At 45.1% G+C, this 19320-nt stretch carries 15 protein-coding genes; 9 read left to right on the forward strand and 6 right to left on the reverse strand.

Going from position 1 to position 19320, the window contains the following annotated elements; translation table 11 throughout:
* Window positions 1–233 precede the first annotated feature (233 nt).
* Window positions 234–803 carry a GNAT family N-acetyltransferase gene (locus tag A136_RS06450; protein WP_017064937.1) on the reverse strand — a complete coding sequence of 190 codons (570 nt, stop codon included), beginning with the start codon at window positions 801–803 and terminating at the stop codon, window positions 234–236.
* On the reverse strand, window positions 804–2039 hold the full coding sequence (locus tag A136_RS06455; protein ID WP_017064938.1) for a MerR family transcriptional regulator: 1236 nt from the start codon (window positions 2037–2039) through the stop codon (window positions 804–806).
* Window positions 2040–2529: 490 nt separating this feature from the next.
* Here A136_RS06455 and A136_RS06460 point away from each other — a divergent pair, with 490 nt between their 5' ends.
* Window positions 2530–3693, forward strand: a complete 1164-nt coding sequence (locus A136_RS06460) for an amino acid permease (protein WP_017061663.1) — start codon at window positions 2530–2532, stop codon at window positions 3691–3693.
* 121 nt (window positions 3694–3814) lie between these two features.
* Here the strand turns inward: A136_RS06460 and A136_RS06465 are convergent, their stop codons facing one another.
* Window positions 3815–5794, reverse strand: a complete 1980-nt coding sequence (locus tag A136_RS06465) for a methyl-accepting chemotaxis protein (protein WP_017064939.1) — start codon at window positions 5792–5794, stop codon at window positions 3815–3817.
* 495 nt (window positions 5795–6289) lie between these two features.
* Between A136_RS06465 and A136_RS22810 the strand changes: the two genes are divergently transcribed.
* The gene (locus A136_RS22810) at window positions 6290–6463 is read left to right on the forward strand and encodes a hypothetical protein (protein WP_017061661.1); all 174 of its coding nucleotides are present in this window, start codon (window positions 6290–6292) and stop codon (window positions 6461–6463) included.
* A gap of 139 nt (window positions 6464–6602) precedes the next feature.
* Window positions 6603–7187, forward strand: a complete 585-nt coding sequence (locus tag A136_RS06470; protein WP_017064940.1) for a TetR/AcrR family transcriptional regulator — start codon at window positions 6603–6605, stop codon at window positions 7185–7187.
* 125 nt (window positions 7188–7312) lie between these two features.
* On the opposite strand, the gene A136_RS06475 is transcribed toward A136_RS06470, so the two are convergent.
* The gene (locus tag A136_RS06475) at window positions 7313–9178 is read right to left on the reverse strand and encodes a fructose-specific PTS transporter subunit EIIC (RefSeq protein WP_017064941.1); all 1866 of its coding nucleotides are present in this window, start codon (window positions 9176–9178) and stop codon (window positions 7313–7315) included.
* A gap of 352 nt (window positions 9179–9530) precedes the next feature.
* Between A136_RS06475 and A136_RS06480 the strand changes: the two genes are divergently transcribed.
* Window positions 9531–9833: a PTS fructose transporter subunit IIB gene (locus A136_RS06480; protein ID WP_017064942.1), complete on the forward strand. Its 303-nt coding sequence runs from the start codon at window positions 9531–9533 to the stop codon at window positions 9831–9833.
* 7 nt (window positions 9834–9840) lie between these two features.
* Window positions 9841–10614, forward strand: a complete 774-nt coding sequence (locus tag A136_RS06485) for a PTS sugar transporter subunit IIA (protein WP_017064943.1) — start codon at window positions 9841–9843, stop codon at window positions 10612–10614.
* Window positions 10615–10763: 149 nt separating this feature from the next.
* Here A136_RS06485 and A136_RS06490 read toward each other — a convergent pair whose 3' ends face one another.
* Both A136_RS06490 and A136_RS06495 read right to left on the reverse strand, forming a co-directional pair.
* Window positions 10764–12542 carry a sodium:solute symporter family protein gene (locus A136_RS06490; protein WP_017064944.1) on the reverse strand — a complete coding sequence of 593 codons (1779 nt, stop codon included), beginning with the start codon at window positions 12540–12542 and terminating at the stop codon, window positions 10764–10766.
* A 565-nt stretch (window positions 12543–13107) separates the two neighbouring features.
* The gene (locus A136_RS06495; protein WP_009846231.1) at window positions 13108–13947 is read right to left on the reverse strand and encodes a helix-turn-helix transcriptional regulator; all 840 of its coding nucleotides are present in this window, start codon (window positions 13945–13947) and stop codon (window positions 13108–13110) included.
* A 378-nt stretch (window positions 13948–14325) separates the two neighbouring features.
* On the opposite strand from A136_RS06495, the gene A136_RS06500 reads away from it, so the two are divergent.
* The 4 genes from A136_RS06500 to A136_RS06515 form a co-directional block, all read left to right on the forward strand.
* A complete protein-coding gene (locus tag A136_RS06500; protein ID WP_017064945.1) occupies window positions 14326–16230 on the forward strand; it encodes a PTS fructose transporter subunit IIABC in 1905 nt (634 codons plus the stop codon).
* Window positions 16231–16323: 93 nt separating this feature from the next.
* Window positions 16324–17541 carry a mannose-6-phosphate isomerase, class I gene (gene manA, locus A136_RS06505; RefSeq protein ID WP_016785547.1) on the forward strand — a complete coding sequence of 406 codons (1218 nt, stop codon included), beginning with the start codon at window positions 16324–16326 and terminating at the stop codon, window positions 17539–17541.
* Window positions 17542–17800: 259 nt separating this feature from the next.
* Entirely contained in the window at window positions 17801–18241 is a 441-nt protein-coding gene (locus A136_RS06510) for a PTS sugar transporter subunit IIA (protein WP_017064946.1), read from the forward strand.
* Between the two features lie 13 nt (window positions 18242–18254).
* Window positions 18255–19320, forward strand: a 1066-nt coding sequence (locus A136_RS06515; RefSeq protein ID WP_017064947.1) for a PTS fructose transporter subunit IIC, incomplete at its 3' end; no start/stop codon positions are given.

A 19320-nucleotide genomic window follows, 5' to 3' on the forward strand; every position in this document is an offset into this window, starting at 1 on the left:
CTATCCCTATCAATTTTCGGTTCTAAAGTTATTCAATCACGGAGCAATTAATGAATGTTCTCCGTTGGTGTAAAAACAATATAGATCAAACTAGAACGATCGTTCAAGTGTTATTTTGAACAGTTGTTCAGTTTATACATTGAAGCCAGAAGAATGTCTTCGTTCATAACAAGAAAGCCCAACAGGCAAACACCTGATGGGCTTTCTCTTTTTCTCAATTTTTTTGCAAGCGGCTACCAATATTCTGCGTGGGCCAAGCCTTTAACACAGCTCGACTTGCCACTTGTTACTTTAATTTCACCACCAGTCAACGATTGAGCCAACCAACCGTGAGAGAAACTCAATTCAAAGGGCGCAGGGACTTGCTCAACGGTAATTTGCTCAAAGCCCACTTTTGAATAGTAGTTAGGATCACCGTACGTCACTGCAAGCTCAATACCCTGCTCTTTTAGGAGCTGCAAACCGGAGTTAATCAGGCGCTGACCAATACCACGCTTTTGCACCTGAGTGCTCACCGCGACTGGCGAAAGCAAATATGCCTTGGTTTCATCGTCAAATGAAAGCGACGTAAAGATAATCGAGCCTACAATCGTACTATCCGCATCCGACTCACTAGAATCATCTTCAACAACAAAGCAAAATAGCTCTGTCGGAGCTGTGGTCGTTAAAAGATCGTTGGCAAGCTCACCCAAAGTTTTACCTTCGTTCTCACCTTCTGAATCCGTAAAGGTTTGAGTGAAAACTTGAGTGATCGTTTCGATTTCATTTGAATTATATTGCCTAAATTTCATGGTGTTACTCATTTACTTTAATTTCTTGAGCACAAAGAACTGATAATCAAAATCACGTTGTTCAGAACCTTTCGAAGGCTCTTGACCCAAACCGTTCTTTGATGTGCTGCTATCGAAAAATTGTTTAACTTCATTGTCGCAATCGACGAGCGCTTTTGAGTTCGGCATCGTTGCTTTAAGCGCTTCTATTCGCTTTTGAAAGGGCTGGTAATACGCAAGCCAACCAGCGTCACTCATTGCAAAGTGATCCAAAACTTCATAACCCGCTGCTTTTGCCTGTTTAATACGCTCGGAAACCGTCGTCATGTCCGGGTACTCTTTCTGCCAGAACGCTTTGCTCGATTCGTTAGGTTGTTCGGTATTCCACACCAAATCATTAACGACCAATATGCCGTCATCACTGAGTAAATTTCGCCACTGCTTTAGCGCCTTTTCAACACCCATGATGTAAGCGCTGCCTTCCGACCAAATTAGGTCAAACGACTTAGCTTCAAACGGCAGATCCATCATGCTCGCGCATACGGTTTTGACGTTGCTTTCTAAGCCAAGAACCTGTGCTTGCTGAGTCAGAACATCTAAACTCGGTTGATCATTATCTACCGCCGTTATTTGCACATCCACTTGATGTTCTACTAAGGCTTTCGCTAACACAGAGGTGGCAATACCTTTACCACAACCGATCTCAAGCACACGTTTAGGAGAAACCGAAACGTGTACCAACGCCGCTAAAGTATCTTCCGCTGTTCCTGGCCCTAAACGCTGTAAACCCTCAAAGATCACCTCAAAATCCGCCATGTACTGGTCATGATCGTTCATGTCTTTTGAAAGCCATTTCAGTCGCAGTGCTTGCTTCTCATCAAAGCCTTGCTTAATGAGCCAATCGAGATGCGCATCAGGCGCCACCTTGTCCATCGATTCATGCCAATCTTGCAAACCACTCTCGCCTAACAAGGCCGATAAAAGATCTCTCGAACGCTGTTTCTGAGCGATCTCTTCGTCCAATTGTTCGAGTCGGTTTTGTAACAAGGTGCGGTCAACCTTGGCATCCAAACACGCCTGACACTCTTTCAACGTCAGTCCACCCGCTTGTAACTGCTGCAACAATTTCACACGCTGCAAGTCGCGTTCGGAATAACTTCGATAACCATTATTGGTGCGTTGAGCTTCTATCAAACCCAACTTTCCATAGTACAAAAGCGTTGAACGGCTCAGGCCAACGAGCTCCGCTAATTCAGATATGCGATACATCCACTTCTCCCTCATTTCAGTAGTAAAGATAAACTATGAAGTTGTAGTCAGGTCAACAGAATTTTCGACACTTTTCTCGTTCTTTACCTATTTACCTTCAAATTGATAAAGCGATCTGAGCGTGTCTTTTACCCATAGAACGGTTAGTCATCGACATTGCCTGAACGGGATTCAGGAAAGGAGAAGTATTAAACTTGATGAATTGAAAACAATTAGCTCATAAACATACTTCTTTTTAACTGAATTTTGCCAATTTCTAAATCATTCAATAATGGACGAACGTTAACTAAACGATAAATAAACTCACCGAGTGAATACTTAAATCAACCACACATATACACCAGAAATTCCTGCTTAAATTTTTTAGAAAAATTCAAAATTTATTAGAAATTAACCCCTAGCTTTACTGAGTATTTTGTTAGTCTTGGAAACAATTATTTACAATCCAAACAAAATTTAATTGGATCGCTTGAGGTTGTTTTTCTTGAATATGAAATTATTCGGCAGTTCTTTGATTCTGTCAGGAACTGCATTAGGGGCTGGCATGCTCGCTATTCCCATGGTGTTGGCCCAATTTGGCTTCATGATCAGCTCAGTGCTGATGCTACTTATCTTTATCGGCACCACATACTCTGCACTCCTCCTGGCAGAAGCATGCACTAAAACTAAAGACAACAGTGGCATGAGCAGTGTTGCTTACCTCACTCTGGGCAGCAAAGGTAAACACTTTATCAATGCACTCTTTTACCTGTTGCTAGTATGCATGTTGATCGCTTATATCTTGGGTGTCGGTGACATCATTCATAAGCTACTGCTCGACGTTGGTGTCGATGTATCAGCATCCGTTGCGTATACCATTTTCAGCCTATTGATGGGTGCTATCGTCGTCTCGGGCAAGTCTTATATCGACAAACTGAATCGCGGGCTATTCATCTTGATGGTCGTGATGCTGTTTATCGTTATCGCGTCATTATTTAGCAACATTCGCCTTGATTACCTAACTCAAACCAGCCAATACACGGCCAACGACGTGGTGCAATACAGCGCAGTTATCTTTACTAGCTTTGCCTCTATGGTGGTGATCCCGTCACTGGTTATCTACAACCGTGAAGCAACTCAAAAGCAGATCCGCAATATGATTCTGCTAGGCTCAGTGATTCCATTAATTTGCTACCTAACTTGGTTATTCGCGATTATCGGCAACCTTGGCACAGACGCGATAAGCCAGTTCCACAATATCTCTGAGTTGATCTCTGCGTTCAGCGGCCAATCTGCTTGGTTGAAAGTGGTGATCGCTCTGTTCTCTGCTCTGGCCTTGGTGACTTCTTTCCTCGGCGTGTCGATGGCGCTTTACGACCAAAACAAAGATGCGGTGACCAACAACAAAGCGTTGGCTTATGCGCTAACCTTCATCTTACCTTTGGTATTAGCTGAGCTGTTCGCTAGCCAGTTTGTAAGCATGCTGGACTATGCAGGCATGGTCCTGGTGTTCCTAGCTATCTGGGGCCCACTCGCAATGGTAGTTAAGGTTCGCAGACCTGACTTCCCTCACCTACAAACCGAAGGCAGCTACACAGCAGCCGGTGGCGACACGGCATTAATGGCGACATTTGGTTTTGGTGCGTTGATTTTCGTGTCTTGGTTTATGGGGTAGATCCCCATTGAATGGACTATCTGTTGCCATTTAGAAGACAGCAGATACAAATAGCCCGTTAGTCCTGCTATTAAAAGTAGAGACTAACGGGCATTTTACTTCTTATTGGAGTGCTTGCTAGTTAGCTCTTAAACGTACTCGCAATATCTTTCAATGAAGCTGCTAACTGAGCTTGTTCTTTGGCTGTTGCAGCTATTTGCGTTGCACCTGTCGTAGATTCTGTCGACTTCTGCTCTACTGCCATGACGTTTTGAGCAATATCTTGAGTCACTACCGCTTGCTCTTCGGTAGCGGTTGCGATCTGCTCAGTCATGCTAAAGATCTCGCTCACCGATGCTGAGATACCTTGTAAGGTGTGTTCCACCTCTTTTGAATCCTCAACCGCTTTAGACGACATCTTCTGACTGTTATCAATCACATTAAACGCGGTTTGCACATCAGACTGTAACGAGCTGATGAAACCTTCAATTTCAGCTGTCGACTGCTGAGTACGCTGTGCTAACGTGCGAACTTCATCAGCCACTACCGCAAATCCACGACCTTGCTCACCCGCTCTTGCCGCTTCAATTGCCGCGTTCAATGCTAACAAGTTAGTCTGTTCAGCGACGGACTTAATCACATCAATCACACTGTTGATGTTATTACTGCTCTCGTGTAAGTGCGTGATCTTTTCCGCTAGATCATTAATTTCAGATGCCAGTTTTTCGATAGAGTGGTAAGAGTTTTGAACCGTACTCAAACCTTCTTGAGACTGCTCATCGACCAGTTTAGCGGAACTTGCTGTCTGCTGAGTTTTAGCCGCCACCTCATTTACCGTTGCTGATAACTCTTCTGTCGCCGTCGCAACCAAGCCAATTTGGTCTTGTTGTTGCACTAGCGTGTTCGAATTGTAGTGACAGGTTTGTGAGGTTTCTTCAGCGGCTGAAGCTAAGGTCAGACTCGACTGAGACAGGTTGTCGATAACGTTTGAAAACTTCTCTAGCGTTTCGTTGAGTGCCGAAGAGATCTGTCCAAGCTCGCTGTTGCCAACGAACTTAGCGCGAACTGTTAAGTCGTTGTCATTACGAACCTTAGACAACATCACTGTAAGATCTTTTACTCTCATCGTCAGGTCGCTGATCGCCTTATAGCTCACGAAGGTCGCGAACAAGGTTATCAAAGCAAACAGACCAATACTCATCATCATCGCAGACTGCGCCTCTGACATTTTTTTCTCTGTCAGTGCGATAAGCGACTCTGCTAGGCGGTTTTCTGTTTTCTTTAGCTGAACAATACGAGCGGTAGATTGCGAGAACCAGTACACAGGATCAACATCAAAACCGCTCATCTTAGATTCAGCCAAACCACGAAGCTTTTCTACTTCTGCCACCGAACGATCATTCAATTGCTGTTCAAAGAAACGAACGTTAGCTGGGTTACTCAATACCTCAAAGTTTGAGAAATAGGTATTTTGCTCAGTCACCAAAGAGATGAATTTAACCAACATGCCTGGGCCAAATTCATTTTTAGAGAAGGTATTATTTAGGACAGCACGCTCGATACCCGCTCGCTCTTTACCTTGTAAAAAGTTGTAGTAAGCGATGGTTTCAGTGGTGATGGCAGCATCAGAGCTAAGCTCAGCAATTAACGCCGATACGCTCAGCAGCTTTGCATTCAGTTTGGTGTAATAACCCAAAGCTTCAGACAGAGGAATCGATTGAGAATCCACTCGATTTCGAATAGAAGTAATTTGATTTAGGCTTTGGCTTATTTCAGTGTTCAGCCGAGTGATCTGCGGTAAATCGATTTCAGCAGATTGCCAGTATTCGGTTTTCAGATTACGTCTATTATCTGCACTGGCTCTTTGTGCACGTAGTTCACTGACAAACTTAGTGCCCTGTGAGCCGATAAACCCAGCCGTCATTCCACGCTCTTTTTGTAACTCATGCACAAGTTCACTGTACACAACCGACAAACGGGTAAGTTGGTTTAATGAAGACAATTCACTGGTGGTTTCTACGCCTTTTGAAATCGCAGAAACGCTAAGCCATAGAAATCCCAAGATCGGTAAAATAAGCAAAGCGATGATTTTTTGCTTAAAAGACATATCGGTTAATTTCATTATCATTTCCCTAGCAGCTAACAAATCTTTTCAGTCATCTAACTCGCACACCCTTAATAAGATGCGCCTCAATTGTGACTGTATAATTATTCAACTTGATCAATGTGCATCAATTACCGTGCCACACAGATCGCGATGCGATGAAGGTAACATTTAACCTTACAAAATTCATTGATTTACCGATAAAACTGTTAGCTAAGCGACCTAACGATACCCAAAACACATGCGACAACATTTTATTGACGTAAGCGACTGAAATCTGACACACTTTAACTACCCAAAAGGGGTAGGCCTGCACCAATTATGTGCTCAGAGAAAACGATATATTCAGAACTAACTATAGATTCAACGCTCACCAGCAATTGATTCACAACTAATCAACTCCCTATTCTGCGCTGATTAACTGTCTATTCCTCGTTAACTAAATATGTATAATGCCGAATTATCAAAGTAGAGATTCGCAATAAATATGCGACAACAACTGAGAGATATTGTATGGATTGTCCCGCTTGCGAAGAACATATCGGTTGGGAATGGGTAGAAGAAGCGGCTATTGAACCCAATGAGGAATTCGATTGTCCAGAGTGCGAAGCAACATTGATGTACACCATCGATGAAGGCACCTACTACGGCGCTCAGCACAAGACCGTAGAAGTTATTGATGATTAAGATTATTTCCTGATGATCGGGATGTTTTATTAACTCTTTGATGTTCTAAGCCTGCGCAAAGCAGCTAAACACACCTTTACTAGAACGGGCGTTCAGCATAAAATATTGAACATATGTTCAGATTAATGAAGTAGATGTTATGGCTAAGACCGCTAAGTTCGATAGACAAGACGTAGTAGATAAAGCAACGAACCTGTATTGGGAAAAGGGCTTTCATGCGACTTCTATGCGCAACCTGCAAGACGTGATTGATATGCGTCCGGGCAGCATCTACGCGACGTTCGGCAGCAAAGAAGGTTTGTTTAAAGAGACGCTTGCTCGCTATACCGAACTTGGCATCCTGAATCTGAACCGCTTCCGCAGTGAAACAGACTCTCCAATCAAAGCGCTCGAAAGCTTCGTCAAACGTGCTGTGGTCGAATCAAAACAAAGTTCGCCAAATGGCATGTGTATGCTGGCAAAAACGGTAGCAGAACTGACTGATGAACACGCCGAATTATTAGAAGAAGCAAAGAAATCACTCAAAATCATGGAAGGTGAGTTCGCTAAGCTGATCGCAGAATCACAAGAATTGGGTGAGATAAGCAAAGAGCGTGAACCGACTCAGCTTGCTCGTCATGTTCAGGTTCAAATCGCAGGCCTGCGTACCTACGCCAAAACCTGTGACGACATCGATTTACTCAACTCAATGGTTGAAGACGTATTTAAGTACCACCCTTTTTAGCGTTTGACCTGACTGATTGGGCACAATACAAAAAGACTCCACTTTCGCCTTAACAGGTCTGAGCGGAGTCTTTTTAGTTTTGATCTAGTTAACTTTATAGATGATAAACTTTGCGGTTTAAAGAGTTACACCTTTCTCATGATCAACGCCTGAGCATTAAGCATTGCTTCCTTAGTACTGACATCCAAGGTTTTCACGTTCGCAAAGCGTTCAACTTCTTTAATCGCCACATCGTGAGCAAAGATCACCAACCTCGCCCTTTCAATGTCTTTCTGGGTAATGCGATTACCTATTCCGTTGGCACCTTGGGTTTCGACTTTAATCCGAACCCCAAGATGATGCGCCGCCTTTTCTAAAGACTTCGCCGCTAAGAAAGTGTGGGCAACACCAGATGGACAAGAAGTGATCGCCAATACATCTGCTTGCCCTTCTTCCGTTACCGAACCACAGGTCAACTGATTAGAATTCACTTCACCTTCGACCACGTTCTTCTTCAGAAGAATCACGATCAGGGCTGTCGTTAGAGCCCCCGCTAGTGTGCCAACGATATAGCCAATCTTGCCATCAACCACTGGCAACACTATCCATCCACCCCATGGTGCATGGTTCACTACATGGAACATAAAGCCAACCACGTTACCGACAATGCCACCAGCAACAACCGCAGGCAGAACGCGCGCAGGATCGGCGGCAGCAAAAGGAATCGCGCCTTCACTGATGCCAATCATACCCATGATACCCGCCGCTTTACCTGCTTCACGTTCGTCTCTTTTGAATTTCTTTGGCGATAAGAAAGTCGCCAATGCCATACCTAGCGGTGGCGTACAAATCGCTATCCCGACACCGCCCATCAACCATGGTTGAGTATTCACCTGAGTTTGGGCAAACAGCGTTGCTACTTTATTGATCGGGCCGCCCATATCAAAGGCCGTCATTGCACCTAAAATACTGCCCAATACCATTTTTCCGGAGCCTGCCATGCCCGTGAGCATTTGGTTCATCTCAAGCATTACTTGAGCTATCGGAGAGCCAATCACCCACATCACCGCACCACAGGTCACGAAGGTGCCGACTAATGGATAGATGAAGATAGAGCTCAGCGAGATCATGCTGTCTGGCAGTTTGATCTTCTTAAGTAGATTCACCACAAAACCAGCGAAGAAACCGACCACAATTGCACCGAGAAAGCCGGTATTGTATTGATTCACCGCAACCCAAGAACCAATCATACCGGGCGCTAAACCCGGTTTGTCGGCCATTGAATACGCGATGTAACCACCGAGCACCGCTGTAAACAGGGTTAACCCCGCGATGCCCATCTGTGCGATATCTGCTAACACACCGCTTTCAGGTACTGCACCATGACCCGACATCATCACCGACAAAGACAAAAGCACACCACCTGCAACCACGAAAGGAATCATGTGTGAGGTGCCGTATAATAAGTGTTCTTTGAGGCGATTAAGAGATTGTGCCCAAGGGCTTAGCGGCTCGACATACACTTCATGATGGCTAGAAGCGTAGCTGTCGAAGGAATCTGAATTGGCTTCGAGAAACAGCTCTTGAGCTTCCTCGACAGACTCCACCGCCTTTAATTTTGTAACAAAGCCATCTTCGATAAGCCTGGTCGAAATCTGAGCCAGTACCTCGATATGGTGGTCGTCGTTGTTGTCTGGTGAAGCGAGCATAAAGAACACATCCGACAGCTCGCCGCCGTCTGCGCCATAATCGATGCCAGAACGGCTGATACCTACCGCCACCGCAGGTTTAGCTACGGCAGCACTTTTCGCGTGTGGAATGGCGATGCCATCGTCAAAGCCAGTATTACCGATGGCTTCACGCTTCCAGATGTCGTCAAGGAATTCACGTTTATTAGAGAGCTTACCGGCACGGTCGAGCAGTTCAACAAGCTCTTCAAATACCGCCTGTTTTGAGTCTGCTTGTAAATCTAAGCAGATGATCTCGGGCTCGATAATATTGGTGATATCCATATGTTGCTCTGCCTCGCCTGCATTCAGACTGAAGTAATTAGTGTCTGTTAACCTAGGAATAAGGTTAATAAGATGAAAAGATTAACGGTGTGAAGGCACTCAATATATAGGACGAAAGGTGCATTAACTGGATTATTGTAACCAAGAGCTCAGAGTGTGACTTTCACCTTGGAATAAAAAACGGCAATCCATAAAATCCCCAGAACCCATAAACATATCGTCCCTCCTCTATGCGAGCTTTCTATACTGAAGTTCCCATACAAGATAGCTTTTGCAAGATAGCTTTTGCAAGATAGCTTTTCCAAGGTAGCTTTTGTAACGTAACAGGGACGAGATTAAGCCGAGAATAATAATGAGAATTGTAGCGGTAACTGCGTGCCCTACAGGCATTGCGCACACCTACATGGCAGCTGATGCTCTAAATAAAACAGCCCCTAAGTTCAACGTTTCAATCAAGGTTGAGACGCAAGGCGCTATGGGTATTGAAAACTTACTGACCGCCCAAGATATTACCCTCGCAGACAAAGTGTTGATCGTCTCTGATATCGACATCGAACAACCAAACCGATTTGACCCAGCTAAAACCTTATTCATTCCCATGGAAGAGGTATTGTTGAGTATCGATAAAGTCTTTATTAAGCATTGTCGAACTTAAACTTTTCATGAACGAATACCAGATCACCTTCTTCGTTAACGATCCTGCCGCGAACTCACATGTCGCGCAGCCGCTGACTCGCTTAGCGAAGAAATTCAAAAGCAACATCCGCATTATCAACATCACTCAAAATCGAACCGCTGATCTCTCCAAATCCGTCGCGATGCTGCAAGTAGGTTTACTTCGTGGTGATTTGTGCCAGATAACCGCGGTCGGTATTGATGCGGAGCTTGCCTGTTTCGTTCTCAAAGACATAATTGCAGAGCATTACGACATGGTTGGCTCACAGGTGAGCCATGAGTTCTCTAGCGATCTAATTCAGCGAATGCCACAAATATGCCCACCTTGTGATATCAAATGGCACCACGCTAAGGCGCAAACCCAACTGACCAAATTTGAGTGCTTGAAAGGGCTCGCTCACCTTGTTTACCCAGAAGACCCAGATGAATTGATTCTGGCATTTATTAAGCGAGAAGAACGCTCTTCAACCTGCGTGTCACCGGGTATTGCACTGCCGCATGTAATGTTTGAATCGACTCAAGATCTCTCGATTGCGGTTATCGTCAGTGACGACCCAATTGACTGGGCATCACGTATCGGCGAAGTGCATGTAGCTATCGCTTTGGTATTGCCAACCAAGCCACAACGAGAGCATATTGTCGCGGCGACCAACCTAACTCGAAACCTACTGCACGATCAGGTCAATGAGCGTCTGCAAAAGACCCGAAGCAGCGTCGACCTGCAAGCTCTTCTGATGTATATATCTTCACGTCTGATTTAATTCATCTCACCCTTTTAAGTTCAATTTCTTAATCAGCTAAGTTACTCACTCCATTGGTTATAATCCCAATTGCTCACACAATAAAAAACGGCTGAGCAATAACGCTCAGCCGTTCTATTCTAAATGGCTTATCTTGTAGGTTTAGTTACTTAAGCTGTTTTTTTCGCTTGTTTCGCATCCTCAACCGAGTCGTCTACAGCTTTCACTAACAGTAGACCAACGATAAACACGATACCACCACACAGTACAAACATCATTCTTCCCCAGAATGGATTTGGTAGAGCAAACATCGCCATCACAGCTACACCAGACACTGCGATCAATGAACCTAGCATGTGACGTTGTTTGTTATCCAGTTTCTTCTGCGCGGTTGATTCAGAGACCAAAGGCGTCGATAGGTTAGTGAAGAAGGTATCAACATCTTTCTGACGAGACGCTTCTAATGGTTTATAGAACAAAGTCGAAAGAATAAAGAAGCCGCCTGTAAACGTTAAATGAGCAATCAGGCCTACCGCTACTTTCAAATCAGACCATTCACGGCCTGTTAGCGGCTCTAGGTTGAACCAATTTTGTAGCATTTCAGCGGTAATCACGAAGCCTACGATGTAAGACACAATCGCGCCAACCACTAACGTGCCCCAACCTGCCCAGTCCGGAGTCTTCTTAATGAAGAAGCCACAGAATGCTGGAATCGTCATTGGGAAACCGATTAATGCACCCACGTACATCATGGTGTCGAACAGACTCAAGCCTTTCAGTGAGTTAATAAACAGTGCGATAAGGATGATAGCGACACCGAAAACCGAAGACATCAACTTAGACACAACCATCAACTCTTTCTCTGTCGCGTTTGGACGAAGAATCGGTTGGTAGAAGTTGATTACAAAGATACCAGAGTTACGGTTTAAGCCTGAGTCCATAGAAGACATGGTTGCCGCAAACATCGCTGCGATTAGAAGCCCCACCATACCCGCTGGCATGTATTGCTCTACGAAGTAAAGGTAAGCAAAGTCGCCTGCTTTAGAACCTGCGTCTGGGTAATGTGCTGCAAGGTCAACGCCTTGTCCTGCTACAAACCAAGGTGGCATGAACCAAATGATTGGACCAATTGTCATCAGAATACACGCCAACAGCGCCGCTTTCTTCGCGTTCTTAGAGTCTTTTGCCGCTAGGTAACGGTAAGAGTTCAACATATTGTTGGTGATACTGAACTGCTTGAAGAAGATGAAGAATGCCCAGATTCCGAAGATGCTTACATAGTTCAGGTTGTTACCAGAAACAAATGATGCGCCTTCTGCTACAGGGAAATCGTTGATGATTTCAGTAACGCCGCCACCTTGCACGATAGCCACGGCTGCACACGTCACGGTTACTGCCATGATGATAACCATCTGCATGAAGTCAGACGCAATAACCGCCCATGAACCGCCCGTTACCGACATCACTAGTACAACAAGACCAGTTAGAACGATGGTGGTTGTCATATCGAAGCCAAAGATACCCGATGCGATAATCGCCAAGCCGTTAAGCCAGATACCCGCAGAAACAATACTGTTCGGCATGCCAGACCAAGTAAACACTTGCTCGTTGAAGCTACCAAAACGCATACGAATCGCGTCAATTGGCGTTACTACACGCAGTTGACGAAATTTCGGAGCGAAGTACAGGTAGTTCATCAGGTAACCAAATGCGTTCGCTAGGAAGATAACCGCGACAGCCATACCATCGGCATACGCTTTACCCGCTGCGCCAGTGAAGGTCCAAGCACTGAACTGAGTCATAAACGCAGTTGCGCCAACCATCCACCAAAGCATGTTACCGCCCCCGCGGAAATAATCACTGGTTGTACTGGTGAACGTTCTAAACATCCAACCTATTGCGATAAGGAAAAGGAAATAAATTCCTACGATCAGAGTATTGAGTTCCATGTATAAGTCTTCTTTATGATGAATATCTGAAGAGCATATTATCTATTGAATTTTTAATTTGTAGTATTATAAGTCAAGGTTGTGATGGGGCGTATAAACCTGAATATTTGATTTCGAGGCATGAATTACACGTTAGTAAACAAAGAACAAGCCGACGAAAAGTAAACATTTAAAATCAATAACTTAAAAACATTTCAATCAGTAAACTGGACAACAATAACAAGATTTTATCGTCTCGATAAGTGGTTTTTAATTTACTTAGCATTCATTAAATGCATCGCATTAATAAATCAACTCTCACACGTTTAATTCAATAAATAGGCAACGAAAAATAATAAGCAACTCGTAAATCGAACCCTTAATGTTATTAATTGGGGTTATTTAGTGAAACGGGATGAATAGAAATCGTGCCTAAAGATAAGGTTGGGAAATAAGGTGTAGAAATAAACGGCAGAGGAGAACACAAAGCAAATTGATCACCACACCACAGAGTCCACTGTGGTGATCTAGTCATACAAATTTCGGTCGTATAAGCTCTGGTCAGAAAAGGTCATTTGAAGGGATATTAGATAGAGCCACGATATTCGGTCGGCGTTCTACCGGTGCGATTCTTAAACACGCGGCAGAAGTAGTTCACATCCTTAAAGCCACAACGTAGTGCCACTTCATTGAGTTTGAAGTTGTACTTCTTAAGCATAAACTTAGCGCGATCGACCCGCACGCGGGTAATGTACTCTGCTAGCGTCATGTGGCCTTGTTGACGGAACATTCGCGATAAGTGATTGGATGAAATACTAAAGCGCGAGGCAATGCTGTCTCGGGTGATTTGGCGATGGAAGTTCTCTTGAATGTAGATACAGATCCCTTGATACACATCCTGCACTCGGCTGTGAGATTTTTCTACGGGCGCTTCCAGCATGGTTTTACTGTATTGCAGCAGAGCTTGCAGCAATAACTCATCCATCGGCTGCTTGTTACTCTCTCTCGCTAACGAGCTGAGCGCCTCCAAGATGTTATCAATCGCAAACCCAGAGCGAGTCTGAATACTGTGCTTTTGAATATCGTAAAAGCTCTCTTCCCCTTTGCGCTTACTCACCAAACTTAAACCCAGCTGACGACGACCAAACAACATACTCAACACCGAGCAGTCAGTATCCCAGTTAGGTTTATTCCAGCAGTTGGGTGGGATGAAAATAGCGTCTCCGGCTTTGGCAATAACGTTAGTGATCTTGCGATCATGACTCTCCATTTCATTAATATACTCTCCGTCTAGCACCAGCTCTAAGCGCGGAAAGTTCACCTGATAACTGCACGCTGAAGGTGTATGAAAATCTCCAGCAAACCAGATGTTATGAAACGGTTCTCGCTCATTTAACACAGACGAGATTAAGTCATGAAATATCATTATTCGAACTCTAGTGGGCAGCAATAAGGCTACGGGAATAGATATACCCCTTAGTGAAACATAGCGCTATTGAGCAAAATCACAATTTGAGATCTAGGTTACAAAAATCCAGTCACGGAAATAAATTTCCAGTCTAAGGCCAGATTTAGAACACTGTTATCATGATAGAAAAATCAATCTAAGCCCTTATCAATAAAAGCGTTATAACCTCATAAAAGCTGTCAACACTCCCCCAAACAGGCACTCCTAACCGATCAAAATCACACTCCATTTATAAGGCAACAATCATCCAGTAAATGCATTTTTTCTTCACTACAGAAGGCAAGCCGTAGATTCCAGAATACCCCTAACAAAATAAAAACAGAGTAGGGGTTCATTATGATCACGACATTGATCAACCAAAATTTGATTAAGCTTTCGCTTAGCGCTAATTCAAAAGAAGACGTATTTAAAGAGCTGATCGAGGTGCTGTACGCACAAGGTCGAATTTCAGACAAAGCACAGTTCCTTACCGACATTAAAGCTCGTGAAGAACAAGGTAATACCGGATTTGAAGAAGGTATTGCTCTGCCACACGCGAAAAGCGCTGCGGTCATCAAACCCGCGGTTGTTATCGGTGTCCATCAACAGGGTATCGAGTACGGCGCCGATGACGGCCAGCCATCAAAACTGTTCTTCATGATTGCCTCTCCTGATGGCGGCGATAATCACCACATCGAAGTACTGGCAGAGCTTTCTTCAAAATTGATTGAAGAAGGTTTCATTGAAAACTTCATGAATGCTCAATCTGAACAAGCGGCATTAGAGCTACTGCTTACCAAACCTGAACCTGCTGAGACAGAAGCCAATGTTGAGAAGCAAGGCTTCATCATTGGTGTGACAGGCTGCCCAGCTGGCGTCGCACACACATATTTAGCAGCCGAAGCACTAGAAAAAGGCGCGGCGGCTCTTGGCTACGACATCAAGGTCGAAACCAACGGTTCTATTGGCGTTAAGAACAGCCCAACTCGAGAAGAGATCGAACGCGCCGACGCGATTGTCGTGGCTTGTGATAAACAGGTCGACATGGCTCGCTTTGCCGGAAAACGCGTCATCAGCACCAACGTAAAAGCACCAATCAAAGACGCACAAGGCTTGATTAAGCAAGCGCTCAACGCACCTAGTTACCAAGCTGAACAAACGCCGACCAACCAATCTGTTGTAGAAAAAGCCTCACAAGCACGTTCAGACCTTTACCGTTACTTGATGAATGGCGTATCTCACATGATCCCATTCGTCGTGACTGGTGGCCTATTGATAGCCCTTGCACTGGCGATTGGCGGCGAGCCAAGTGAATCTGGCATGGCGATTCCTGCTGGCAGCATGTGGAACCAAATCCTAGAAGTGGGCGTGGTTGCCTTCACATTGATGATCCCAATCTTGGCTGGCTACATTGCTTATGCGATTGCTGACCGCCCTGCCCTAACCCCTGGCTTAATTGGCGGCTGGATTGCCAACAACGGTTCTTTCTATGGCGCTGACGCAGGTACTGGCTTCATTGGCGCAATCATCGCGGGTTTATTAGTGGGTTACTTCGTTAAATGGATTACTTCGTTTAACTACCACAAATTCGTTCAACCGCTTGTGCCTATCATGATCGCTCCGATCACTGGCTCTTTGTTCATCGCAGGTCTGTTCATTTTTGTTATCGGCGCACCTATCGCTGGGCTGATGGATGCTCTTACTGCACTACTAACGAGCATGAGCACAGGCAACGTGGTTCTGCTTGGCATCGTCCTTGGTGGCATGGCCGGTTTCGATATGGGCGGTCCGTTCAACAAAGTAGCGTTCCTTTTCTCGGTCGGCATGATTGCCAGCGGTCAAACTCAATTCATGGGTGCAATGGCATGTGCAATCCCTGTCGCTCCACTGGGTATGGCTATCGCAACCAGACTTGGCCGTAAGTTCGACCTGTTCGAATCTTCTGAAATTGAAGCAGGTAAAGCTGCAGGCGCGATGGGCTTGGTAGGTATCTCTGAAGGTGCAATTCCATTCGCGGCTCAAGATCCAATGTCGGTTATCCCTGCCAACGTGCTTGGCTCAATGACTGCAGCTGTTATGGCGTTCTCATTTGGTATCACCAACAGCGTTGCTCACGGTGGCCCTGTTGTGGCTCTGCTCGGCGCAATGAACTACCCAATGCTGGCACTGCTGTGCATGGCATCAGGTGCAGGTGTGACTGCGGTTACTTGTATCGCGCTTAAAAATCTACGCAAAGCCAAGCTAGCAACAGCAGCGGCTTAAGCCATTTCAACTCCAATGGCTTGAGTCCCTCTACTCTCGTATTTTAGTAAATCGAGTAGAGCTCAAGCCATGTTTCCCTTCATGGTGATCTCGATGTCTGATTTTTCTTTAGCGAACGACTCGTTCGTACAACGCTTTTTCTACCCTATGACCAACGTGATTCAAAACTACGCATGGGGTAGCCCGTCTTCGTTTAGCCAACTGTTTGGTATTGATAACCAATCTGGTGAGCCACAAGCGGAGATTTGGATGGGCGCACACCCCAATGGTTGCTCAATGGTGACTGATAACGGGCAACAGACCACATTGTCGAGCTTGATTTCTAAGAACCTAAACTTGTTTCTAAGCGAGAAAGTGGCGAGTCGCTTTGGCGAGTTACCTTATCTTTTCAAGGTATTAGCGGCTGAGAAAGCGCTGTCTGTTCAAGTACATCCAAACAAACAGCAAGCGGAATCTGGCTATGCTCTTGAAGAGCAGCAAGGCATTCCAATGACAGCTGGCAATCGTAACTACAAGGATCCTAATCATAAGCCAGAACTGGTGTATGCCCTAACGGACTACACGGCGATGAATGGCTTTAGGTCGATCAGCGAGATCCTTGAGCACTTCCATTACCTCGATATTCCTGAGCTGCACTCGATGGTTAACGACCTCGCGGGCGATCAAACGCCTAATGGATTAGCGAGCTTCTTCGCGAGTTTATTGTCTTTGCAAGGTGAACAAAAAGGCATGGCGCTGACCATGTTGTTGATGAAGGCGAAACTTTCAGATGCCCCTGTGTTCCAGTTGATTTCAGAGTTGGAACAACAGTATCCGGGGGATGTCGGCCTGTTTGCTCCGCTGCTATTGAACGTTATCACGCTAAAGCCGGGGCAAGCCATGTATCTGGATGCCGAGACGCCCCACGCTTACATCAAAGGCACGGGCTTAGAGATCATGGCGAACTCAGACAATGTATTGCGCGCTGGGTTAACGCCTAAATACATGGACGTGAATGAACTGGTTTCTTGTACTCGATTTAAGGAAAAGCCTGCGGATAGGTTACTGCTCAGCCCGATAGAGCAAGGTGATGTGATGGAATACCAAATTCCAGTCGAGGATTTTAAGTTCTCTATCGTGCAAAACTCACATCAGCGACGGATCACTACCGAAGGTGCCGAGATCCTACTACCTCTCGACGAATCTATGGTGCTTACTCACCAGTGCGGCGAAACCTGCGTGATAGAGAAAGGCCAATCGGTATTCATTCCTGCTTATGCTGAGAGCTACAAACTGGACTGCGTTGGCCGAGTAGCGCGTGCTTACAGCTAGCTCCCTTAGAACTCAGTACAAAGTCTTACTGCCCTGCTCATACGGGGCATTTTTGTTTCTGATGAGGCCGCTCGGCGTGTCAAAAACATAATCAAAAACACCATCAAATATGACCCATCTCACACTGGATGAATGATGCAAATCACACTTAATTTTGCTTGGTACAAATGTACAGTGAAGGGCTTTTATTTGCTATTTCGCGAATGCCGTTAATCCATTAATTTTAATTCAAGAACTTCAATAGTGAATGAGTTAATAAATGGTCACACAGCTAACTAACGTCAACTTAATTAATAACAACCTTCAAGCGAATAATAAAAAAGAACTGTTTGAAGAATTGGCAAGCATGTTATTTGAAAACAACCGAATCAGTAATAAAGAAGCCTTCTTGGCAGACATTGAAATTCGTGAATCTCAAAGCATTACCTCAATGGACGGCATCGCTTACCCACACTCAAAAAGCAAGGCGGTAACTGAGCCAGCAATCGCTGTCGGTGTTAAGCGTAAAGGTATTGATTATGGCGATGAAGACGACATCAATCCAACCGTATTTTTTATGATTGCCTCACCCGACAACGGTGCTGACCATCATATTTATGTACTACAAGAACTATTTGGAAAATTCAGTGATGAATTTATTCAAAATATCCATAACGCAAAAGGTGAACATCAAATCCTTAATATTTTAATTAATTCATAAGGCGTAGAGAATTATGAGCACCCTAGCAAATCAAGCTACGAATACCAGTAGCAATTCTAATAATAAGAATAGTAGTAGCGACTATAAAAAAATCCTTAGTACCATGAAAGGTCACCTGCTTTTCGGAACCTCACACATGCTGCCTTTTATCGTAGCCGGTGGTGTTCTGTTGGCGTTAGCGGTCATGGCATCAGGCAAAGGTGCGGTTCCGGCCGACGGCTTGCTGGCAGACATCTCTAATATCGGTATCAAAGGCCTTGTTCTTTTCCCAATCATTCTTGGCGGCTTTATTGGTTACTCAATCGCAGACAAACCAGCACTTGCTCCTGCAATGATCTCTTCTGGCATCATGGCTGACATGGGCGGCGGCTTCCTTGGTTGTATCGTGGCTGGCTTTATTGCCGGTGGCGTAGTGCTTCAACTTAAGAAGATCCCACTTTCTACCAACATGACAGCATTAGGTGCGTACTTCATCTACCCGCTTCTAGGTACGTTAATCTCTGCAGGTATCGTACTGTGGGGCATCGGTGAGCCAATTAAACTGTTCATGTCTTCAATGAACGAGTTCCTAGCTTCAATGGCTGGTGCATCTAAGATGGTTCTGGGCACAATCCTTGGCGGTATGACGGCGTTTGATATGGGCGGCCCTATCAACAAAGTCGCGACCCTATTTGCCCAAACTCAAGTAGACACACAACCTTGGCTAATGGGCGGCGTTGGCATCGCGATTTGTACTCCACCTCTAGGTATGGCTCTGGCGACTTTCCTATTCAAAAACAAGTTCTCTAAACAAGAGCAAGAAGCAGGTAAAGCGGCAGCAATCATGGGTTCTATCGGTATCTCTGAAGGTGCTATCCCGTTCGCAGCAAATGACCCAATGCGCGTACTTCCTTCAATCGTTGCCGGTGGTATCGTGGGCTGTGTATTCGGCTTCATGACAGACGTTCTACTGCACGCACCGTGGGGCGGCCTAATCACTGCGCCAGTATCAAGCAACATTCCAATGTACGTCGTCGGTATTGCGCTTGGCTCGCTAACCACAGCCGTTATCGTAGGCTTCTGGAAACCGGTAGCGGTAG

It is taken from the genome of Vibrio crassostreae 9ZC13 (assembly GCF_000272045.2).
Taxonomy (GTDB): Bacteria; Pseudomonadota; Gammaproteobacteria; order Enterobacterales; family Vibrionaceae; genus Vibrio; species Vibrio crassostreae_C.

Coding starts and splice junctions, on each gene's coding strand:
- A136_RS06450 (WP_017064937.1), bottom strand. CDS start 803: ATGAGTAACACCATGAAATTTAGGCAATATAATTCAAATGAAATCGAA.
- A136_RS06455 (WP_017064938.1), bottom strand. CDS start 2,039: ATGTATCGCATATCTGAATTAGCGGAGCTCGTTGGCCTGAGCCGTTCA.
- A136_RS06460 (WP_017061663.1), top strand. CDS start 2,530: ATGAAATTATTCGGCAGTTCTTTGATTCTGTCAGGAACTGCATTAGGG.
- A136_RS06465 (WP_017064939.1), bottom strand. CDS start 5,794: ATGAAATTAACCGATATGTCTTTTAAGCAAAAAATCATCGCTTTGCTT.
- A136_RS22810 (WP_017061661.1), top strand. CDS start 6,290: ATGGATTGTCCCGCTTGCGAAGAACATATCGGTTGGGAATGGGTAGAA.
- A136_RS06470 (WP_017064940.1), top strand. CDS start 6,603: ATGGCTAAGACCGCTAAGTTCGATAGACAAGACGTAGTAGATAAAGCA.
- A136_RS06475 (WP_017064941.1), bottom strand. CDS start 9,178: ATGGATATCACCAATATTATCGAGCCCGAGATCATCTGCTTAGATTTA.
- A136_RS06480 (WP_017064942.1), top strand. CDS start 9,531: ATGAGAATTGTAGCGGTAACTGCGTGCCCTACAGGCATTGCGCACACC.
- A136_RS06485 (WP_017064943.1), top strand. CDS start 9,841: ATGAACGAATACCAGATCACCTTCTTCGTTAACGATCCTGCCGCGAAC.
- A136_RS06490 (WP_017064944.1), bottom strand. CDS start 12,542: ATGGAACTCAATACTCTGATCGTAGGAATTTATTTCCTTTTCCTTATC.
- A136_RS06495 (WP_009846231.1), bottom strand. CDS start 13,947: ATGATATTTCATGACTTAATCTCGTCTGTGTTAAATGAGCGAGAACCG.
- A136_RS06500 (WP_017064945.1), top strand. CDS start 14,326: ATGATCACGACATTGATCAACCAAAATTTGATTAAGCTTTCGCTTAGC.
- manA (WP_016785547.1), top strand. CDS start 16,324: ATGTCTGATTTTTCTTTAGCGAACGACTCGTTCGTACAACGCTTTTTC.
- A136_RS06510 (WP_017064946.1), top strand. CDS start 17,801: ATGGTCACACAGCTAACTAACGTCAACTTAATTAATAACAACCTTCAA.